The sequence below is a fragment of the Vreelandella neptunia genome, from assembly GCF_034479615.1.
GTDB lineage: Bacteria > Pseudomonadota > Gammaproteobacteria > Pseudomonadales > Halomonadaceae > Vreelandella > Vreelandella neptunia.
In genome coordinates, this window is record NZ_CP140255.1 from 409,549 (window position 1) to 429,104 (window position 19,556).

Here is a 19,556-nt window from a genome sequence, read left to right on the forward strand (position 1 = left end):
CTAGCTGCCGGCGGCTAATTAATTAGTCGCATCCGGGGCTGGCGTTAGCTCAGTAGTGGGGCGGAAGTTCATCCTCGGGGCGCTGGTCGCCCTGGGGTTCGCTTGCCTGGAGTGCCTGGTGCTGCTCACGCAGGCGTTCGCGCATTAGCCCGCTGAGCTGCTCCAGTTTCTCCAGACGGCGCTCCTGTTGTACCACCGCTTGATCCAGGGTATCCAGCCAGTGCTCTTGGTGGGCTATGCGACTCTCTAAAGATTCAAGACGTTGAGCCAGGTCAACAGGCGATAATTCGTGGGTCATGATAACATTGCAGCCTTATGTAGTAGTATGCCGGTGCTATTGGGAATGGGCCTGATAGTGCGGGTATTGTCCTTCGTCTGTTACCCATACAACAAGAGAGCTTTTTTTTTCTATGAACCCAAAAGTTGTGTTTCGCTGTTTCTTAATCAGTGTATTACTTGCCGCCCCCACGCCACTTTTGCTGGCGGGGATTGTTCATTTAACCGATAGTGCCCTCGCCGAGCTGTGGATGGCCGAGCTGGCAATCAGTGGAGTTAGCGGTGTCTATATTGCCGTTGCGATAGGTAGTTTTATTGTTCTGTGTATTGGCACATTAGCGTCTGCCGCTTTTGCGCCCTCAATCGTGGTGGCGTCCGATGCTGTGGTTCGTCCCAAGCCAGCACCGCGCCAACCCCAAGCGGCCGCCCCTATGGAGGATGATGAAGAGGAAGACATCATTGATCCTAACGATGGCCGCGAAGAGGGTGAAGTGAAGTGGTTCAATACCAACAAAGGCTACGGTTTTATTACCCGCGATAATGGCGAAGATGTGTTTGTACACTTCCGTGCCATTCGTGGTCGTGGCCCGCGTATGCTGGCAGAAGGCCAAATCGTGCGTTATCACGTGATTAAAAATGAGCGTGGTTTGCAGGCCGACGATGTCAGTATTATTGAGTGAGCCTTACGGCTGGCTAAATTGAAAGTTGGTTAGCAAACGACCCCGCCTTGGCGGGGTCGTTTACGTTTAAAGAGCTCGATTAACGCCCTGAGTCGGGCCACTCTATTGCCCCTTCTTTGCCACCGGGCAGCACTTGCCAGAAACGGTCAGGATCATCGCCGGGGTGCCAGCCGCCCAGTGAACAACGTATTTCGGTTTGCAGCGCTTCTGCGGCCTGCTGGGCACACTCCTGGTCGGTCATCCACGGCGTGTGGTTGCTATCAAACCATAGGCTGGCAAAGCCATCAGCGGCTTTGTCTACCAGCAATACCGGCACGCAGTCGCCCTGGTATTGGCCGCGGGTTTTCCATTGGCCTTTGCCTGCAGGACTCAGCGGTGGCGCTATTAGTGTGTTTTTCAACCACTCATTGAGTGCATCAAGCGACACGCTGGCCAGGTAAATCTCTATATCGGGGTAACGCTCCATCATAGGTTTACCTCGCCGGAGGAGAGCAGCGCTTGCAGCGTCGCTTCGTAAATCCGGCTTAAGTCGTCCAGATCGCTGGCGCGAACGCGCTCATTGACCTTGTGGATGGTGTCGTTGAGCGGGCCTAGCTCGACCACTTGAGCGCCAAGGGTGGCGATAAAGCGGCCATCCGAGGTGCCGCCGCTGGTAGAGAGCGCCGGGCGCTCGCCGGTCACCGCTTCAACGCCTTTAATGGCGGCGTCAACCAGCGCGCCTTCCGCGGTTAAAAACGGCTCGCCGTTGAGCGTCCAGTCTATCTGATATTCCAATCCATGCTGGTCGAGAATGGTTTCCGTGCGCGCTTTGAGCTCATCAGAGGTCACCTCGGTGGAGAAGCGAAAGTTAAACACCACTTCCACATCGCCAGGGATCACGTTGGTGGCCCCGGTGCCTGCGCGCAGATTGGAAATCTGAAAACTGGTGGCGGGGAAAAAGTCGTTGCCCGCGTCCCAATGTTCGTTGACTAGCGCATCCAGCGCTGGCATGGCCTGGTGAATGGGGTTGCGCGCTAAATGCGGATAGGCCACGTGACCCTGCACGCCTTTAATGTGCAGCGTGGCGCCCAGTGAGCCGCGGCGCCCGTTTTTTATCACATCGCCCAGTCGTGTGGTCGAGGATGGTTCGCCGACAATGCAGTAGTCGAGGCGTTCATTACGCTCGCGCAGGTGCTCGACCACCGCGCGAGTGCCGTCGACTGCCGGGCCCTCTTCATCGGAGGTGATCAGAAAAGCAATACGGCCATCGTGATCCGGGTGGTGGGTCACAAAGCGCTCAACGGCGGTCAGCATTGAGGCCAGGCTGCCTTTCATATCAGCCGCGCCGCGCCCGCACAGCATGCCCTCGTCATCAATGCAGGGCTCGAACGGTGGGTACTGCCAGTTGGTGTAGGGGCCGCTGGGCACCACGTCGGTATGGCCCGCGAAAGCCACCACCGGGCCGTGATGGCCGCGCACCGCCCAGAAATTCTTTACGTCGCCAAACGGTAACCGCTCAATATGAAAACCGAGCGCTGCTAAGCGCTCGATCATGAGTTCCTGGCAGCCCTCGTCATCCGGTGTTACCGAGGCTCGGCTGAGCAGCTCAAAGGCGAGCGTGAGCGTCGGCGACAGTCCTTCAGGCTTAGTTGTGGGCATGCAGTGCCTCGTTCAGGGCGATAGCACTTTTATTGGTCAAGCACTCAATGCGGCCATTCTGGGAGTTGCGGCGCCACAGCTGGTCGTCTTGTCCGGCCAGCTCGCGGGCGGCAACGGTGCTCACTTCCTGGCCCTGATCATCCAGTAAGGTCACTTTGGAACCAGCGGTGATGTACAGACCAGCTTCTACCGTGCAGCGGTCACCCAGCGGAATGCCAATGCCCGCATTAGCACCGATCAGGCAGCCTTCCCCGACCTTAATGACGATATTGCCACCACCTGAGAGAGTACCCATGGTGGAGCAGCCGCCGCCCAAGTCGGAGCCTTTGCCGACCATTACGCCGGCTGAGATGCGACCTTCGATCATGCCGGGGCCTTCGGCGCCTGCGTTGAAGTTGACGAAGCCTTCGTGCATGACAGTCGTGCCTTCGCCCAGATAAGCGCCGAGGCGTACGCGGGCGGTGTCTGCAATGCGGATGCCGGTAGGCACCACGTAGTCAGTCATTTTGGGGAATTTATCCACACAGTCGACAGACAGCGCGCGGCCCTCCATACGCGCCTTCAGGCGGCGTGTAGGCAGCTCTTCAATGTCGATGGCGCCTTCGTTGGTCCAGGCAATATTGCGCAGCAGGCCAAACATGCCGGTAAGATCGAGACCATGAGGTTTGACCAATCGGTGGGACAGCAGGTGGAGCTTTAAATACACCTCTGGCGCGGTTTGTGGCGCTTCGTCGCTCTCCAGGAACATCGCGACCAGCGGGCGCTGGCTGGCAGAGAGCGCTTCGGCAAGCTCTGCCTGGGCTGAGTGCCCCGCGGCTTCTAACGCTTTAGCCAAGCGTGTGCAGTCTTCGGGCAAAAAGCTGATGGCGGCGTTGCCTTGGGGGGCGTCCAGAGCCTGTTTAGCGGCTTCCACCAGGCTGGCTGGTGGGTTGAGCAGCGGCGCCGGATAGTAGATTTCCAGCCAGTCGCCCTGGGTGTTTTGAGTGCCGATTCCAAGCGCAAAGCTCAGCATAAGAAGTTGTCCTGTAGTGATAAGTAGTGAAGAGGAGTGGGTAAAGCCAAGGTACCTAGGTGCTAAAGTACTTAGTTGCTCATGTATCTAGCTGCTTAAGCGCTTGGCCACTTGAGTACTTAGCCGAGCTGGTCGTAATCGCCCTCGCTGTAGCCGACCAAGATAGTGGAGTCGTCTACTTCCAGCAGCGGCCGCTTCAGCAGCGTGGGGTATTTCATCATTAGTTGGCGAGCCGAGTTGGCGTCGTAATCTTTTTCCTCATCGGAAAGTTCGCGCCAGGTTTTGCTGCGTTTATTAATGACTTCCACAAGCGGTACACGATGTAAAATGTGTTCTAGTAGCGCCGCAGAGAGACCATCTTTGCGCAGATCGTGGGTTTTATACAGCAGCGCTTTTTCATCCAACGCTTTACGCGCTTTGCAGCAGGTATCGCAGTTATCGATGATATACAGCGTCAGCATACGACCTCCTGAGAATGTTGAACCAGAAAATGTTGTTAACCGCGCTCGACGAGATGGCGAATTCGTTGGGCGGCTTCAAGGGTGGGCGCTAATTCAGCCACCAGCGCTAGGCGCAAACGTCCTGCGCCGGGGTTAACGCCATTTTCACCCGTGCGTCCCATTAGGCTGCCGGGCAGTACGCTAACGTGCTGCTCGGCAAACAGCCTCTGAGTAAAGGCAATATCGTCACCACCGGGCACCGCAGGCCATAGGTAAAAGCTAGCTTGTGGCGCGGGAAAATCCATGATCGGGGCGAGCACCTCCGTGACCGCGCTAAATTTTTCGCGGTAGGCGTCGCGGTTGGCGCGCACGTGCTGCTCATCCTGCCATGCGGCGATGGAGGCGTGCTGAAGCGGTAGCGACATAGCACAGCCGTGGTAAGTGCGGTAACGCTTAAACGGGGTGAGCAGTGCCGCATCCCCCGCCACAAAGCCCGAGCGCAGGCCCGGCAGGTTGGAGCGCTTGGAGAGCGAGTGAAAGACCACGCAGCGCCGGTAATCATCACGACCCAGCTCGGCACAAGCTTGCAGCAGCCCAGGCGGTGGGGCTGTTTCGTCGAGGTAGAGCTCCGAGTAGCACTCGTCCGAGGCGATAATAAAGTCGTGTGCGTCGGCGAGGGCAATCAGCTGCTTAAATTCATCAAGGGGCGTGACCGCACCGGTGGGGTTGCCCGGCGAGCAGATAAAGACGATTTGCACATCGCGCCACGTAGCGGCAGGCACGGCGCTAACGTCGGGCCGAAAATTATTCTCAGCGGTACAGTCTAAATAGAGCGGCTCGCCGCCTGCCAGCAGCGTCGCACCTTCGTAGATTTGATAAAACGGATTGGGCACCGCGACTTTCGCCGGGCGGCTGCGATCCAGCGCCGCCTGTACAAAGGCAAAAATGGCTTCCCGAGTGCCGTTAACGGGCACCACGTGGCGTTCGCTGTCGAGTTCGCGCAGTTGAAAGCGTTGGCTTGCCCAGCTGGCGATGGTTTGTCGGAGCGCTGGCAGGCCATTGGTCGCAGGATAACGGGCCATTTCCAGTTGGTGCGCCACCAGCGCTTCAAGCGCCGCTGGGTAGGGCGCGTGCTGGGGTTCGCCAATGGTCAGCGGGATATGCGCCAGGTTGGCTGGAGGCGTTAGGTCGGCTTTCAGCGCAGCCAGCTTTTCAAACGGGTAGGGATGCAGGGCGTCGAGGTCGGCGTTCATGATGTGTCCGTTGATGGCTGGCGGCGTAAACCGTCGATTATAGGCAAGCCCAGGTGCAGGCTCAAACCTAACCGGGCGATCAGAGTTCTCGAGCAGGCTTGTCGGTGCCGAGGGCAGGTTTCCGCGAGGGCGCTGTGATCCCGTCCGTGGGCGCTACTTTCGACATCTGACCGCCATGGATGGCGGAAATGCCGGAATTGTCGGGAACAATTTCCGGCCATGTCGAAAGACCCTCGCTCCAACCTGCCCTTGGCACCTAGTTACCTGCACTCTTAAACGCAGTTGTTTCTTAAACCCCCAATACCTCAATCAGACGTTCGCGCAGCTGCTGCTGGCGCTCGGGGTCGGTCAGCGGTTCGCCTGCTTTGGTGGTGATGAAAAAGACGTCTTCTACCCGTTCACCGAGGGTGGCGATTTTTGCCGCGGACAGCGAGATGTCCTGCTCCATAAAGATACGTCCCACCCGGGCCAGCAGGCCGGGACGGTCGGGAGCCGTTAGCTCTAGCAGCGTGCGCTCATTGGCCGGATCCTGCTCAATTAGCACCTCCGTGGGCACCTTGAAGTGCTTGAGCTGGCGCGGCGTGTGGCGGGTGACGATGTCCGGATAGTCGTCCGGGTCATCAAGCTCTTCCACCAGGTGTTGGCGCATCTCTTCGATGTGGCTTGGGTCACGAATGGGCTGGCCATGGTTGTCGAGCACGATAAAGGTATTCAGCGTCCAATCGTTGTGGGAGGTCGCAATGCGCGCATCGTGAATCGAGAGCCCCAACTGCTCCATTGCAGCGGCGGTAGCCGCGAAAAGGTCATCCACCGAGCGGGTATGGATAAACACTTTGGTGCCACCTTCGGACATGTCCGCAGTCGGTGCGCTGATCAACACCAGCGGCAGCGGTGACTGGTTGTGATTGAGAATGCCCTGGGTCTGCCAAACGATTTCGCTGGGCGCGTACTGCAGGAAGTAGTCTTCCCCTAGCGATTCCCAAAGATGATCGATTTGCTCACGATTAACGCCGATGGTCTGCAGCAAAGAGCGTGCTTCGGTGCGCGTTTCCCGCACCCAGTCGTCGCGGTCGGGCGGATTGTTCAGGCCGCGGCGCAGGGCGCGCTTGGTTTCAGCGTGTAGTTGGCGCAGCAGCGATGCCCGCCAGCCGTTCCACAGCGTGGGGTTGGTGGCATTAATGTCGGCCACGGTGAGCACGTAAAGGTAGTCCAGCCGCGTTTCGTTACGCACGATCAGGGCAAAATCACGAATCACATCGGGGTCGCTGATGTCGCGCTTTTGCGCGGTCATCGACATCAATAGATGGTGCTCAACCAGCCAACTGACCAGATTAGTGTCGTGGGGCGAGACGTGGTGGCGCTGGCAAAAATGCTCAACGTCCCGGGCGCCGATTTCCGAGTGGTCGCCGCCGCGGCCCTTGCCAATGTCGTGAAACAGCCCAGCAATCCATAACAGGTCGAGTTTGGGCAACTGCTGCATCAAGGCCACTGCCACAGGAAAGTCACCTTTCGCTTCCGGTTTGCGGAAATTGTGCAGAAATTTGAGCAGCAGCAGGGTGTGAGCATCGACCGTGTAGATGTGAAACAGGTCGTGCTGCATCAGCCCTATGGCGCGGCCAAATTCAGGCAGGTATTTGCCCAGAATGCCGTAACGGTTCATGCGCCGCAGCTGGCGGGGCACGTTGCCGGGGGCGCGCATAATGGCCATAAATAGTCGCTGATGGCGCGGATCTTCCCGGTAGTGGTCGTCGATCTGGTGGCGATGATCGCGAATTAGCCGGATAGTGTCTGCCCGCACTCCTTCGATTTCGGGGTGCTTGGCCATCAACAGGAATAGCTCTAGCATCGCCGCAGGGCGCTCGCGGAAAAGCGTCCGCGAGCGCACCTGGATATAGCCGCCTTTGGTCTCAAAACGCTCGTTGAGTTTGACGGTTTCCAGCGCCTCTTTGCCGCGCAGGATGACCTCGTCAAAGTGCTGCAGCAGCATATCGTTAAGTCCTGCCAGCGCGGTGACGTGCCGGTAGTAGCGCTTCATAAACTGCTCAACCGCCAGGCGTTCCGGCGTATCGCGGAAACCAAACATTTCGGCGATGGTGCGCTGGTGGTCAAACAGCAGGCGGTCTTCGGCGCGGTCAGTAATCATATGCAGGGCATAGCGCACCTGCCACAAGAACGCCTGCCCCTGGCTTAAAATGCGCAGTTCGGCATCGTTCATAAAGCCGTTGGCGACGATGTCGGTGTACTGCTCGGTACCGAAGTGGCGCTTGGCCACCCAGCCGATCATCTGGATATCCCGTAGTCCGCCAGGGGAGCTTTTGAGGTTCGGTTCTAAGTGGTACTCGGAGTTGTTGTAGCGGTAGTGGCGCGAAATCTGCTCCTGCCACTTGGCTTCAAAAAAGCGATCCGCGGGCCAAATGTGCTCGGCGCTGAGGCGTTCGCGCATCGCTTCGCGCAGGCTTTCTGGCCCCGCAATCAGGCGAGATTCGAGCAGGTTGGTGATCACCGTGACATCCGCTTCGGCTTCCCGCTCACAGTCGCTAAGCGAGCGAACGCTATGACCAATTTCCAGGCCAATATCCCACAAGAAGGTGATAAAGGCGGTTAGCGGTTCGCGATAGGCGGTGTCGTCGTCCTGCTCCAGCAGTAGCAGCAGATCGATATCCGAATGGGGGTGTAGCTCACCACGGCCATAGCCGCCGACTGCCACCAGCGCAATGCCATCATCGGGCCACTCATGCTGCGCCCAGGCAATCGCCAGTAGCTGATCCAGGTACCAGGCGCGGCCGCGCACAAGGTCGCGGATGTCCGCACCGGCGCGGAACTGGTCGTCCAGGCGCGCCTGTAGCTCGCGCAGCGCGGCCTTGAAGGGCGCTACCGGCGAACGTGAGCCGGCAAGCTCGGTACGGAAAAGATCCAGGTCGAAAAGCGTGGTGTCCGGCTCAAACCGGTGGTGGTGTAATAGCATCAGTTGGTTAGAAAACTGAAGTCTTCATCGCCACGCGCGGTCAGTACTTCTACACCGCCCTCGGTCACTAGCAGCGTATGTTCCCACTGCGCTGAAAGGCTGCGATCTTTGGTGACGGCGGTCCAGCCATCGCGTAGCACCTTGGTTTTATACCCGCCAACGTTAATCATCGGCTCGATGGTAAAGCACATGCCTGCGGCGAGCTTAATGTCGGCATCCGGTGCGTAGCCGTCGTAGTGTAAAAACTGCGGCTCTTCGTGGAATTCGGCGCCGATGCCGTGGCCGCAGAAGTCCCGAACGACGGAGTAGCCGTTGCTTTCGGCATGTTTTTGAATCACGCGGGCAAGCTCTGAGAGGCGCACGCCAGGCTTCACCAGCTCGATACTTTTATACAGGCACTCCTGAGTAATGCGGCACAGCCTTTCGCCCTGGATGGTCTCACCCACAACGAACATTACGCTGGAGTCGCCGTGGTAGCCGTCGGTGGTCTTAACGGTGATATCCAGGTTCATGATGTCGCCATTTTTGAGCTTCTTGGCGTCGTCGGGGATGCCGTGGCACACCACATGGTTGATCGACGTGCAGGTCGCTTTGGGAAAACCATGGTAGTTCAGCGGTGCAGGGGTCGAGCCCAGCTCGTTAACAATATACTCATGACAGAGACGGTCAATTTCCCCCGTGCTAATGCCTGCCTGGATATGGGGGGTGATCATTTCAATCACGCTAGCCGCTTGGCGCCCGGCTTCGCGCATGTGTTCGATTTCAGAAGGCGTCTTGATAGGAACGTTCATGAATGCTCGATATGAATGCAGAATGGAAAATTGAATGGCGCAATTTAAGACCGTCAAACGGGGTGCGACTTCATCTTGGCAATGATCTATGGTATAAAGCCGCGCGCTTTCCTGCAATCGTGATTCCGAGCTTCTTGGCTGGGAAGGACGCAGTAGGGCAGGGCGATGAATCCGCAGCGTGCTCGACATTCGGGCGCGATGCTTACTATCAAGCCTTAAAAACACACATGCACCGGCACATGGTCCCGGGTGCCGCTGGCAGCGTCTAACGTGGTCAACGGTCGGATCCATGGGGTGCGTGGAGGCCTAACCCGAGTTTTAGGAGTTCTATCATGTCTCACGTTAATATGCGTGACCTGCTGAAAGCAGGCGCTCACTTCGGTCACCAGACCAAGTACTGGAACCCGAAGATGAGCAAATTTATCTTCGGCGCGCGCAACAAGATTCACATCATCAACCTTGAGCACACCCTTCCGGCGCTGAACGAAGCGATCGATGTGGTCGAGAAGATGGCGGCATCCAACAACAAAATTTTGTTTGTTGGCACCAAGCGCAGCGCTAGCAAGGTAATTAAAGAAGAAGCCAATCGTGCTGGCCAGCACTTCGTCAACCATCGCTGGTTGGGCGGCATGTTGACTAACTTCAAGACCATCCGTCAGTCCATTAAGCGTCTGCGTGATCTTGAAACCATGCGCGAAGACGGCACCTTTGAGAAGCTGACCAAGAAAGAAGTTTTGGTAGCAACTCGCGAGCAGGAAAAGCTTGAGCGCTCTATCGGCGGTATCAAGAACATGGGCGGCCTACCGGACGCACTGTTCGTGATCGACGTTGACCACGAGCGCATCGCGATCAACGAAGCCAACAAACTGGGCATCCCGGTTATCGGCGTGGTGGATACTAACTCCAACCCCGATGGCGTTGACTACGTAATCCCCGGCAACGATGACTCTATCCGCGCTATCCAGATCTACGTAAAAGCGATTGCGGATGCGTGTGGCCGTGCCAAAGAAGCCAACGCTGAAGAGTTCGTTGAAGTGACCGAAGAGGCCGCTGCAGCTGAAGACAACACTGCCGCCGAGTAATCGCAGCAGTGGATGCGGCGAGCAGGTATGCCGCATCAAGATAAAGGGGGCTTTGCCCCCTTTTTCCCGCTACAGATGAACTGTCTGGGCGGACGAATTTGCCGGCACTCAATACCGGCCTCGCAATACAGAGAGACATAGGGCAGCGTGATACATGATGGTCATTTATCATGCCTATACTCTGTGTTGCGTCTAACTCTCATAGAACCATTTCAGAGGTGAATTCTCATGGCAGCTATCAGCGCCTCTCAGGTCAAGGAACTTCGCGAACGTACCGGTCTCGGCATGATGGAGTGTAAAAAAGCACTCACCGAAACCGACGGTGATATCGAAGTTGCGATTGAAAACCTGCGCAAAAGCTCCGGCCTAAAAGCGGCGAAGAAAGCCGATCGTATCGCCGCAGAAGGTGTAGTGGTTACGCGTGTAGCGGAAGATGGCAGCTACGGCGTAATGGTTGAAATCAACTCCGAGACCGACTTTGTTGCTCGTGATGACAACTTCATCGCGTTTGCCGACAAAATCGCTGCGGCTTTCTTTACTGCCAAAAGTGAAGATGTCGCTGCCGTTATGGCTGGCGAGCTGGAAACTGCTCGCGAGCAACTAGTTCAGAAAATCGGCGAGAACATCGGTGTACGTCGTGCCATCGTTGTAAACGCTGCTGACGGTGGTTTAGTAGGTGAATACGTCCACGGTGGCCGTATTGGCGTTCTGACCGTGCTAACTGGCGGTACTTCGCAAGTCGCGAAAGACGTCGCGATGCACGTTGCGGCGATAAACCCTGCGGTTGCGCACCCTGCCGATATGCCCCAAGAGCAGCTGGATCAGGAAAAAGCGATTATTCTGGCCCAGCCGGATATGGCTGGTAAGCCGGAGCAGATCGCTGAGAAAATGGTTCAGGGCCGCTTGAAAAAGTACCTGGCAGAAAACAGCCTGACCGAGCAGCCGTTTGTAAAAGATCCCAACCAGACGGTTGCTGAGTTCGTCAAAGCTGCTGGCGGCGAAGTGGTTGGCTTTACGCGCTTTGAAGTTGGCGAAGGTATCGAGAAAGAAGAAGTCGACTTCGCTAAAGAAGTTATGGAACAGGCTGGCCGTCGCTAAGGTCAGAGGTTTCAGAAAAAAGATGGCGTGCGCGTGAGCGCACGCCTTCGCGTATCCGGCCCCTGTATAATTAATGCTAGTATAATCGGCCCTAAGATAGCTGGTTTTATACACTGGTTTTATACCAAGGGGCTGACCCGCCTGCCTGTTTACAGGTCTGCCTCAGGAGAGATGCCATGTCGCGTGATGTTCAAGAACCTACCCCCCATGTAGCACCCAGCAAGGCTGAGGGTTCGAAGTCAAAATACAAACGTATTTTGCTCAAGCTTTCTGGCGAAGCGCTGATGGGTGAGCACGATTTTGGTATTGACCCTAAGGTGCTCGACCGCATGGCGCTGGAAATTGGCCAGCTCGTCGGCATCGGGGTGCAGGTGGGCATCGTGATTGGCGGTGGTAACTTGTTCCGTGGCGCGGCGCTCAATGAAGCTGGCATGGATCGTGTCACCGGTGACCACATGGGCATGCTGGCGACCGTAATGAATGCGCTGGCGATGCGTGATGCGTTAGAGCGCTCCAATATCCGCTCGCGCGTGATGTCTGCCATCCCGATGAGCGGCGTAGTAGAGCACTATGACCGGCGTACCGCCATTCGCTACTTAACCTCAGGGGACGTAGTGCTGTTTTCTGCAGGCACAGGCAATCCCTTCTTCACCACCGACTCTGCTGCCTGTTTGCGCGGTATTGAGGTAGACGCTGACGTCGTGATCAAAGCGACCAAAGTCGATGGCGTCTACAATAAAGACCCGGTAAAACATCCGGATGCGGTGAAGTACGACCAGCTCTCTTACGACGACGCCCTGGATCAGAAATTGGGCGTTATGGATTTGACCGCTATCTGCCTGGTACGTGACCATAATATGCCGGTGCGGGTATTTGATATGAATAAGCCTGGTGCCCTACTGAATATGGTCGTAGGGGGCAAGGAAGGCACGCTGATATACAGAGGGTAATGACGTGATCAACGATATTAAGAAAGATGCCGATTCGCGCATGCAAAAAAGCGTTGAGGCGCTGCATAGCAACTTCAATAAAATTCGTACCGGTCGTGCTCACCCGAGCATTTTAGACGCTGTTACCGTGGACTATTACGGCAGCCAGGTACCGCTTAGCCAAGTGGCATCGGTCAACGTTGAGGACGCCCGCACGCTGACGATTGCGCCCTGGGAGCAGGGCATGGTGCAGAAGATCGAAAAGGCCATCATGACCTCTGATCTTGGTTTGAACCCGGCCAGTGCCGGCAACGTGATCCGTGTGCCGATGCCGATGCTCACCGAAGAGACCCGCAAAGGGTATATCAAGCAGGCGCGTAGCGAAGCTGAAAACGCCCGCGTTGCCGTACGCAACGTGCGCCGCGATGCTAACGGTGATTTCAAATCATTGTTAAAAGAAAAAGAGATCACCGAAGACGATCAGCGTGAAGGCGAAGATGCGATTCAAAAGCTGACCGATAAGTATATCGCTGAGATCGATAAAGCGCTGACTGCAAAAGAGCAGGATCTCATGCAGGTATAAATCTGTGCTTTATTCAGCCGCGGGCAGCTTTGGCTGCCCGTTTTGCCACACTCTGGCTGGTTTTTTTATGACTGACCTTTGGTGCGAGAATCCATGACGTCACCGCAGCTTCCTGAAAAACAGCCGGACGACGCCAGCGTGTCTTCTCTGGCAGGGGAGGCCCCGCCGTCTCACGTTGCCATCATTATGGACGGCAATAACCGCTGGGCGCGCGCGCGGGGGCTTTCGGGGGTGCGCGGGCACCGAGCCGGGGTGGAAACCGTCCGTGCGGTGATTCAGCGGGCCGCCGAGCGCGAGGTGCAAACCCTCAGCCTGTTTGCCTTCTCCAGTGAAAACTGGAAACGTCCGGCCGCAGAGGTCAACGCCTTGATGGAGCTGTTTTTGATGGCGCTTAAGCGTGAAGTCAAAAAGCTCAATGAGCGCAATGTGCGCCTCTCGATTATTGGTGAACAGCGGGGCTTTTCCCACGCCATCCAAAAGCATATTCAGCGTGCTGAAGCGTTAACCGCGGACAACACGGGTATGCATTTGGTGATTGCCGCCAACTATGGGGGGCAGTGGGATATCGCACGAGCGGCGCGCACTTTGGCCGAACAGGTGGCGGCAGGGGTGTTGTCACCTGCGGAAATCGATGAAGCGTGCTTCGACGCTGCAATGGGGGTTGATGATGTGCCGCCGGTAGATCTGTGCATACGTACCAGTGGTGAGCAGCGGCTATCCAACTTTATGCTCTGGCAGTTGGCCTATGCCGAGCTGCATTTTTCCCCGTTGCTATGGCCGGATTTCGGTGCGGATGCGTTTGATGCGGCATTAAACGACTTCTGTCAGCGCCGTCGTCGCTTTGGCATGACGGACGAACAAATAGAGGCGCAGGGTGCTTAAACAGCGGATTATTACCGCAGCCTGGCTAGCACCCCTGGTGCTGGTTGGCCTGTTTGGTTTAGACGGCGGCGCTTTCGCGCTATTTACGGCGCTGATGGTGCTGCTTGCTACCTGGGAGTGGTCCAATCTGGCGGGCGTTTCCGTTACGGCGCAGCGTGCCCAGCTAGTGGCCGTGATGGCGGCGCTGATGCTGATCATGTGGCTGACCGGGGCGGCCACATCGATATGGCCGCTGTGGCTCTCCGCCGTTGGCTGGCTGGTGAACCTCTATTGGGTAACCCGCTACCCTGCTGCAGGTGGCCAGTGGCAGGCCACGGGGCGGCGGTTGGCGATGGGCCTATGGGTGCTGTTGCCCTGCTGGGTGGGCTTTAACGTTCTGCGTGATGTTGGTATGGCTTGGCTTTTGTTTGTGCTGCTGTTGGTCTGGTGCGCGGATATCGGCGCCTACTTTGTGGGGCGTAATTGGGGTAAGCGTAAATTAGCTCCCCAGGTAAGTCCTGGCAAATCATGGGAGGGCGTGTTCGGTGGCTTAGCCGCGACCACTATCCTGGCCATGCTCTTTGCACTTTGGTTGCCGCTGGGTCTGGCTGGCGCTATTGCTCTGATACTCATCACCGCCGTCGTCACCTTGGCCTCTGTGCTAGGGGATCTTCTGGAAAGCATGCTCAAGCGCCATCGCAATATCAAAGATTCGAGCCAGTTGCTCCCGGGTCACGGCGGGGTGCTGGATCGCATTGATAGTCTTACTGCGGCGATTCCGCTGTTCGCGCTGTTCTATGTGGAAGTCCTGGTTGAGGTGTTTGCTCGGGTGCCGCCACTATGAGTCAGCTCGCTAATAAGCAACGCGTGACCGTGCTTGGGTCGACAGGCTCTGTGGGCACTAGCACGCTGGATGTGATTAGTCGCCACCCCGACCGCTATTGTGTCCATGCCCTGACCGCGCACACCTCAAAAGAGGCTCTGCTAGCGCAGTGCCTGGCGCACCGCCCCGCGGTCGCCGTATTGGATGATGAAGCCGATGCCGCCTGGCTGCGCCAAGCGCTTCAGCGGGCTGGGCAGTCAACTGAAGTGAACGCAGGTTCGCAGGCGCTGTGTGACGTTGCCCGGGACGCCAGCGTCGACTGCGTCATGGCGGCCATTGTAGGATCGGCAGGTTTGCTGCCGGCGCTAGCCGCCGCGGAGGCAGGCAAGCGTGTGCTACTGGCCAATAAAGAGGCGCTGGTGATGAGCGGCGCGTTGTTTATGGAAGCCGTTTCGCGCTCTGGCGCAACATTACTGCCGATTGATTCCGAACATAATGCCATTTACCAGTGTCTACCTGCGGAGCATCGTGGCGGGCTTGCCAAGCACGGCGTTCGTCAGCTGCTGCTAACCGCCTCGGGAGGGCCGTTTCGTACCTGGAGCCAGGCCGACATCAACAATGTCACCCCCGAACAGGCCTGCGCTCACCCGAACTGGTCGATGGGGCGTAAGATATCAGTGGATAGCGCCACGCTGATGAATAAAGGGTTAGAGCTTATTGAAGCCTGCTGGCTATTTGATGCCACGCCCGAACAAATCCAGGTGGTGGTGCACCCGCAAAGCGTGATTCACTCCATGGCGGCGTATCAAGATGGTTCGGTGATTGCACAGTTGGGTAATCCCGATATGCGCATCCCCATCGCCTACGGGCTAGCGTGGCCGGAGCGAATTGACGCCGGGGTCGAAACATTGGATCTTTTTCAGGTGGCGCGGCTTGATTTTGAAGCCCCCGATGAAACTCGCTTCCCCTGTTTAGGGCTTGCCCGTGAAGCGATGCGGCAAGGTGGCATGGCACCCGTTGTACTCAACGCTGCCAATGAAGTGGCGGTTGAGGCATTCCTCCAGCGTCGGATCGGCTTTACAGCCATTGGGCAACTGGTCGCCGACGTCTTGTCGCGTCCCTACCAAGGCCATGTTGATAGCCTTGATAGCGTATTAGCAACGGATCAATGGGCACGGCAGCAGGCGTTGGAACTGGTAACAAGGTGGTCCGCTTAAGCATTCGCTGGGCTGGTCGTTAGAGCGGGGCATTAAGGAGTTCACTGTGGGCCTGATACAGAATATTTTAGCGGTCATTGTGGTGCTGGGCCTGTTAGTGACCTTCCACGAGTTTGGTCACTTTTGGGTGGCGAGACGCTGTGGAGTCAAAGTGCTGCGTTTTTCGGTAGGCTTTGGTAAACCGCTATGGTCGCGGGTTGACCGCCACGGCACCGAGTTCGCAATAGCCGCCATCCCGCTGGGTGGCTATGTCAAAATGCTCGATGAACGTGAGGCACCGGTTCCGGAAGAGCAGCTTGACCAAGCATTTAACCGCAAGACCGTGTGGCAGCGCATTGCGATTGTGGCGGCAGGGCCTATCGCCAACTTCTTATTAGCGATCGTGGCTTACTGGGCTCTGTTCGTGGCGGGCACAACGGTGGTATCACCGATGGTCGGCAGCGTTGCGCCTGACTCGCCCGCCGCCGAAGCAGGGCTTGCCAATGGCGATGAGATTGTCGCTATCCAGGGCGACGAGATGCGCTCTTGGGAAGATGTTAACCTCAAGCTGGTGTCGATTATTGGCTTCAGCGGTGAGTTGGATATCGACGCCCGCCCTGAAGGCGCGAGTGATCCACAGCGCTTTGGGTTGTCGGTGGCTGATTATTTGGTTCGCCAAGATCCGCCACAGCCGTTGCAAACACTGGGCATTACCCCATGGCAACCGGAATTTCCGGCTGTTTTAGGCCAGGTCGTGAGCGGGGAGGCCGCCGAACAGGCAGGTCTAGAAGCTGGCGATAGGATGGTGGCGGTTAATGGTGAACCAGTAGATGATTGGATGCACTTCGTTAATATGGTGCGAGGTAGTCCAGGTGAAACGCTGCAGCTCACCTATGAACGTAATGGCGAGCAGTCGAGTGTTGATTTAACCCCCGGGCGTAACCGCTTGGACACTGGGGTTGAAATTGGTTATATCGGTGCAGGCGCCGAGCAGGTCGAGTGGCCAGCAGAGTTCCAGCGTGAAATCCGTTACGGCCCTATTGAAGCGGTAGGCCAGGCTGTTTCGCGCACTGGAGCGATGACGCTCTTAACCTTAGATGCCATACGCAAAATGTTTGTAGGGCTGATCTCGCCTTCCAATTTGTCCGGGCCAATCACCATTGCGCAGGTCTCAGGTGATTCAGCTCGTGCGGGGATGGAAGCGTTTATTGGCTTTCTAGCGTATCTTTCTATCAGCCTTGGGGTATTAAACTTACTACCTATCCCGGTGCTCGATGGTGGCCACTTGCTCTATTACTTTATGGAGGTCGTGCGTGGACGGCCAGTATCTGAAAAAACCCAAGCCGTAGGATTGCGCATAGGGCTTGCCATGGTCGGCACCCTGATGTTGATGGCCCTCTATTTTGATCTGATGCGCCTGTGGTAATGACGCGTGTAGCGCGCAGGATGCCTTGTCATCTGCCTGCACAAATGTATATGGTGCCTTTCTGGAATGATAGGCAGACCAACGCGAGCGAATTGACTGCATGAAAATCAAGACCCTTGGAATGGCGGCACTCTTGCTGGCAGGCGCCAGCGGCGCCCAAGCACAATCCTTTGATGTTTCAGACATTCGAGTGGAAGGACTGCAGCGGGTATCCGCCGCCTCGGTCTTCAATGCATTTCCGGTGAGCGCCAATGAGCGTGTCAGCGAGGCGCAGTTGGCCTCCGCGGCCCGTGAATTATTTGCCACAGGGCTCTTTGACGACGTCTCCCTGGCACGCGAAGGTGATGTACTGGTTATTCAGGTCGTCGAGCGCCCGACCATTGCGCGGCTACAGATCAGTGGCAACGATCAGATCTCCGAAGAAGATTTGCGCAATGGTTTGCGTGAATCAGGACTCTCGGAAGGCCAGGTACTGGAGCTTTCCACGCTGGAAGAGATTCAGCGTGAACTGGAAGGTGTTTACCAGTCACAGGGCCGCTACAGCGCCAGCATCGATACCGAAGTTGAAGAGGTGGATGAGGGGCGGGTACAGGTCAATATCAATATCAATGAAGGCGAAGTCGCTAAGATTCGTCAAATCAACATCGTTGGTAATGAAGCTTTTGATGACGAAACGCTGCGCGAGGTGTTTGAGCTCAATGATCGGCCAGGACGCCTTTTCGGCTGGTTCTCAAGCGACGAGTACTCCCGTGAAGCGCTTGCCGGTGATATTGAGCGGCTACGTTCGTTCTACCTCGATCGCGGCTACGTCAACTTCGATGTCACCTCGACCCAGGTGTCGATTGGCCCGGAAAAATCCGAAATCTTTATCACCCTCAACGTCGATGAAGGCGCCCAGTACCGGGTAGGTGATATTCGTTTCGCGGGTGACCTACAGATCAGCGAGAACGAAGCTCGCCAGCTGCTCACCGTTAAAGAGGGTGAGATTTTCTCCCGCGGCGATGTGAATGCCTCCACCGAAGCCTTGCGCCAGCGTTTGGGTGCCGAAGGCTTCGCATTTGCTGATATTCAAGGCGTGCCTGAAATGGCAGAGGACGGGGAAACGGTCGATCTGGTGATTGCCGTCAATCCCGGTGAACGTGCCTACGTTCGCCGTATCGAGTTCTACGGTAATACCACTACCCAGGATGAAGTGCTGCGACGTGAAATGATTCAGTTGGAGGGCGCACCCGCTTCCACCGACGCCATTACGCAATCGCGTCAGCGTCTTGAACGCCTGGGCTTCTTTAGCCAAGTAGAGGTGGATACTCAGCCTGTGCCCGGTGAGCCGGATTTGCTCGACGTTACTTATACTGTCGAAGAGCAGCCTTCAGGCTCGGTCTCGGCAAGCGTTGGTTTCTCCCAGAGTGCCGGGGTTATTTACGGGGTAGGGCTGTCGCAGAATAACTTCCTGGGTACGGGCAATCGCGTCAACGTAGGTGCTCAGCGCAGCGATACTTTCACCAGCGTTAACTTTGGCTTCACAGATCCTTACTGGACCTTGGATGGTATTTCCCGCGGCTATAACCTGTTCTACCGCGAAACCGACTATGCCGATTCGGATATTTCGACGTTCTCGACAGATGCCTACGGTGCAGGGATTAACTTTGGTTATCCCGTCAGTGAGCTGTCGCGGCTTAACTTTGGGGCCAGCGTTGAAGACCTAACGGTGAAAACCTACTTCGACACGGCCTCAGAAATTCGTCGCTACGTGGAAGATCAGGGCGAAGATGCGCAAAGCCTGAAGCTGACCGCCAGCTGGACACGCAATAATCTTAACCGCGGTATTATGCCTACCGATGGCAGCTATCAGCGCCTGTCGCTGGAAACCGGCGTGCCGGGCAGTGATTCGGAGTACTACAAGCTGCGCGCGCGAGCTCAACAGCTCTTCCCGATTAATGATGACGAGTCCTGGGCGTTCAAATTTACCGGCAACGTCGGCTATGCCGATACGCTGGGCGGCAACGATCCTTACCCCTTCTATGAAAACTTCTACGCCGGCGGTCTAGGCTCGGTACGTGGCTTCACCTCGAATACGCTTGGGCAGCGCACCACGCCAGCAACAGAAGGCGGCCGTGACCGAACCCTGGGCGGTAACGTTTCAGTAGAAGGTAGCGCCGAGATCATTTTCCCGCTGCCCTTTATTGAAGATCAGCGTGCGCTGCAAACATCGCTATTCCTGGATGGCGGTAATACTTTCCTGACCTCTTGCTACGATGTGCTTGCAGAAGACGCAGGTCGTCAGCAGTGCAACTCCGGCGTTGATCTAGGCGATTTGCGCTACAGTGCCGGTATCGGCCTTTCTTGGCTAACGCCGGTGGGGCCGCTGACCTTCAGCGTTGCCGAACCATTGAACGATGAGAGCGGTGACGATACCCAATTCTTCCAGTTCTCACTCGGCCAATCGTTCTAATTTTGCTAGACCGCGTGCCATGGCGGCGCGCGGCTGGCGTGACCTAAGGAG

The 19,556-nt window shown here is 56.8% G+C and carries 19 protein-coding genes; 11 read left to right on the forward strand and 8 right to left on the reverse strand.

What is annotated here, in order from left to right:
* Window positions 1-49: 49 nt before the first annotated feature.
* Entirely contained in the window at window positions 50-298 is a 249-nt protein-coding gene (locus SR894_RS02010; RefSeq protein ID WP_133730968.1) for a SlyX family protein, read from the reverse strand.
* A 112-nt stretch (window positions 299-410) separates the two neighbouring features.
* Between SR894_RS02010 and SR894_RS02015 the strand changes: the two genes are divergently transcribed.
* Window positions 411-956, forward strand: a complete 546-nt coding sequence (locus SR894_RS02015) for a cold-shock protein (RefSeq protein ID WP_133730967.1) — start codon at window positions 411-413, stop codon at window positions 954-956.
* Window positions 957-1,035: 79 nt separating this feature from the next.
* Here the strand turns inward: SR894_RS02015 and SR894_RS02020 are convergent, their stop codons facing one another.
* From SR894_RS02020 to map, 7 genes are all read right to left on the reverse strand, one after another.
* Entirely contained in the window at window positions 1,036-1,425 is a 390-nt protein-coding gene (locus SR894_RS02020; protein WP_133730966.1) for a hypothetical protein, read from the reverse strand.
* Window positions 1,422-2,594, reverse strand: coding sequence for a succinyl-diaminopimelate desuccinylase (gene dapE / locus SR894_RS02025; protein ID WP_133730965.1), 1,173 nt, complete (start codon window positions 2,592-2,594; stop codon window positions 1,422-1,424). The genes SR894_RS02020 and dapE overlap by 4 nt, the downstream gene beginning before the upstream one ends.
* Window positions 2,581-3,606: a 2,3,4,5-tetrahydropyridine-2,6-dicarboxylate N-succinyltransferase gene (gene dapD / locus SR894_RS02030; protein ID WP_133730964.1), complete on the reverse strand. Its 1,026-nt coding sequence runs from the start codon at window positions 3,604-3,606 to the stop codon at window positions 2,581-2,583. Before dapD ends, dapE begins: the two co-directional genes overlap by 14 nt.
* A gap of 119 nt (window positions 3,607-3,725) precedes the next feature.
* Window positions 3,726-4,067: a Spx/MgsR family RNA polymerase-binding regulatory protein gene (locus SR894_RS02035; protein WP_133730963.1), complete on the reverse strand. Its 342-nt coding sequence runs from the start codon at window positions 4,065-4,067 to the stop codon at window positions 3,726-3,728.
* Window positions 4,068-4,102: 35 nt separating this feature from the next.
* Complete coding sequence (dapC, locus tag SR894_RS02040; protein WP_133730962.1) at window positions 4,103-5,299, reverse strand: succinyldiaminopimelate transaminase; 1,197 nt, start codon at window positions 5,297-5,299, stop codon at window positions 4,103-4,105.
* Between the two features lie 289 nt (window positions 5,300-5,588).
* The gene (locus tag SR894_RS02045; protein ID WP_133730961.1) at window positions 5,589-8,264 is read right to left on the reverse strand and encodes a [protein-PII] uridylyltransferase; all 2,676 of its coding nucleotides are present in this window, start codon (window positions 8,262-8,264) and stop codon (window positions 5,589-5,591) included.
* Complete coding sequence (map, locus tag SR894_RS02050) at window positions 8,264-9,055, reverse strand: type I methionyl aminopeptidase (RefSeq protein WP_133730960.1); 792 nt, start codon at window positions 9,053-9,055, stop codon at window positions 8,264-8,266. Before map ends, SR894_RS02045 begins: the two co-directional genes overlap by 1 nt.
* A 2-nt stretch (window positions 9,056-9,057) precedes the next feature.
* Between map and SR894_RS02055 the strand changes: the two genes are divergently transcribed.
* From SR894_RS02055 to bamA, 10 genes are all read left to right on the forward strand, one after another.
* Window positions 9,058-9,324, forward strand: coding sequence for a hypothetical protein (locus SR894_RS02055; RefSeq protein WP_133730959.1), 267 nt, complete (start codon window positions 9,058-9,060; stop codon window positions 9,322-9,324).
* A gap of 63 nt (window positions 9,325-9,387) precedes the next feature.
* A complete protein-coding gene (gene rpsB / locus SR894_RS02060) occupies window positions 9,388-10,137 on the forward strand; it encodes a 30S ribosomal protein S2 (protein WP_133730958.1) in 750 nt (249 codons plus the stop codon).
* A gap of 228 nt (window positions 10,138-10,365) precedes the next feature.
* Entirely contained in the window at window positions 10,366-11,235 is an 870-nt protein-coding gene (tsf, locus tag SR894_RS02065) for a translation elongation factor Ts (protein WP_133730957.1), read from the forward strand.
* 176 nt (window positions 11,236-11,411) lie between these two features.
* The gene (pyrH, locus tag SR894_RS02070) at window positions 11,412-12,185 is read left to right on the forward strand and encodes a UMP kinase (RefSeq protein WP_007111718.1); all 774 of its coding nucleotides are present in this window, start codon (window positions 11,412-11,414) and stop codon (window positions 12,183-12,185) included.
* A 4-nt stretch (window positions 12,186-12,189) separates the two neighbouring features.
* The gene (gene frr, locus SR894_RS02075) at window positions 12,190-12,747 is read left to right on the forward strand and encodes a ribosome recycling factor (protein ID WP_133730956.1); all 558 of its coding nucleotides are present in this window, start codon (window positions 12,190-12,192) and stop codon (window positions 12,745-12,747) included.
* 93 nt (window positions 12,748-12,840) lie between these two features.
* Window positions 12,841-13,629 (forward strand): polyprenyl diphosphate synthase, encoded by a 789-nt coding sequence (gene uppS / locus SR894_RS02080; protein ID WP_133730955.1) that lies wholly within the window; start codon window positions 12,841-12,843, stop codon window positions 13,627-13,629.
* Window positions 13,622-14,452: a phosphatidate cytidylyltransferase gene (locus tag SR894_RS02085; RefSeq protein ID WP_133730954.1), complete on the forward strand. Its 831-nt coding sequence runs from the start codon at window positions 13,622-13,624 to the stop codon at window positions 14,450-14,452. Before uppS ends, SR894_RS02085 begins: the two co-directional genes overlap by 8 nt.
* Complete coding sequence (gene ispC, locus SR894_RS02090) at window positions 14,449-15,648, forward strand: 1-deoxy-D-xylulose-5-phosphate reductoisomerase (RefSeq protein WP_133730953.1); 1,200 nt, start codon at window positions 14,449-14,451, stop codon at window positions 15,646-15,648. The genes SR894_RS02085 and ispC overlap by 4 nt, the downstream gene beginning before the upstream one ends.
* 46 nt (window positions 15,649-15,694) lie before the next feature.
* Window positions 15,695-17,053, forward strand: coding sequence for an RIP metalloprotease RseP (gene rseP, locus SR894_RS02095; RefSeq protein WP_133730952.1), 1,359 nt, complete (start codon window positions 15,695-15,697; stop codon window positions 17,051-17,053).
* A gap of 100 nt (window positions 17,054-17,153) precedes the next feature.
* Complete coding sequence (bamA, locus tag SR894_RS02100; protein ID WP_422822649.1) at window positions 17,154-19,505, forward strand: outer membrane protein assembly factor BamA; 2,352 nt, start codon at window positions 17,154-17,156, stop codon at window positions 19,503-19,505.
* Window positions 19,506-19,556: the final 51 nt, after the last annotated feature.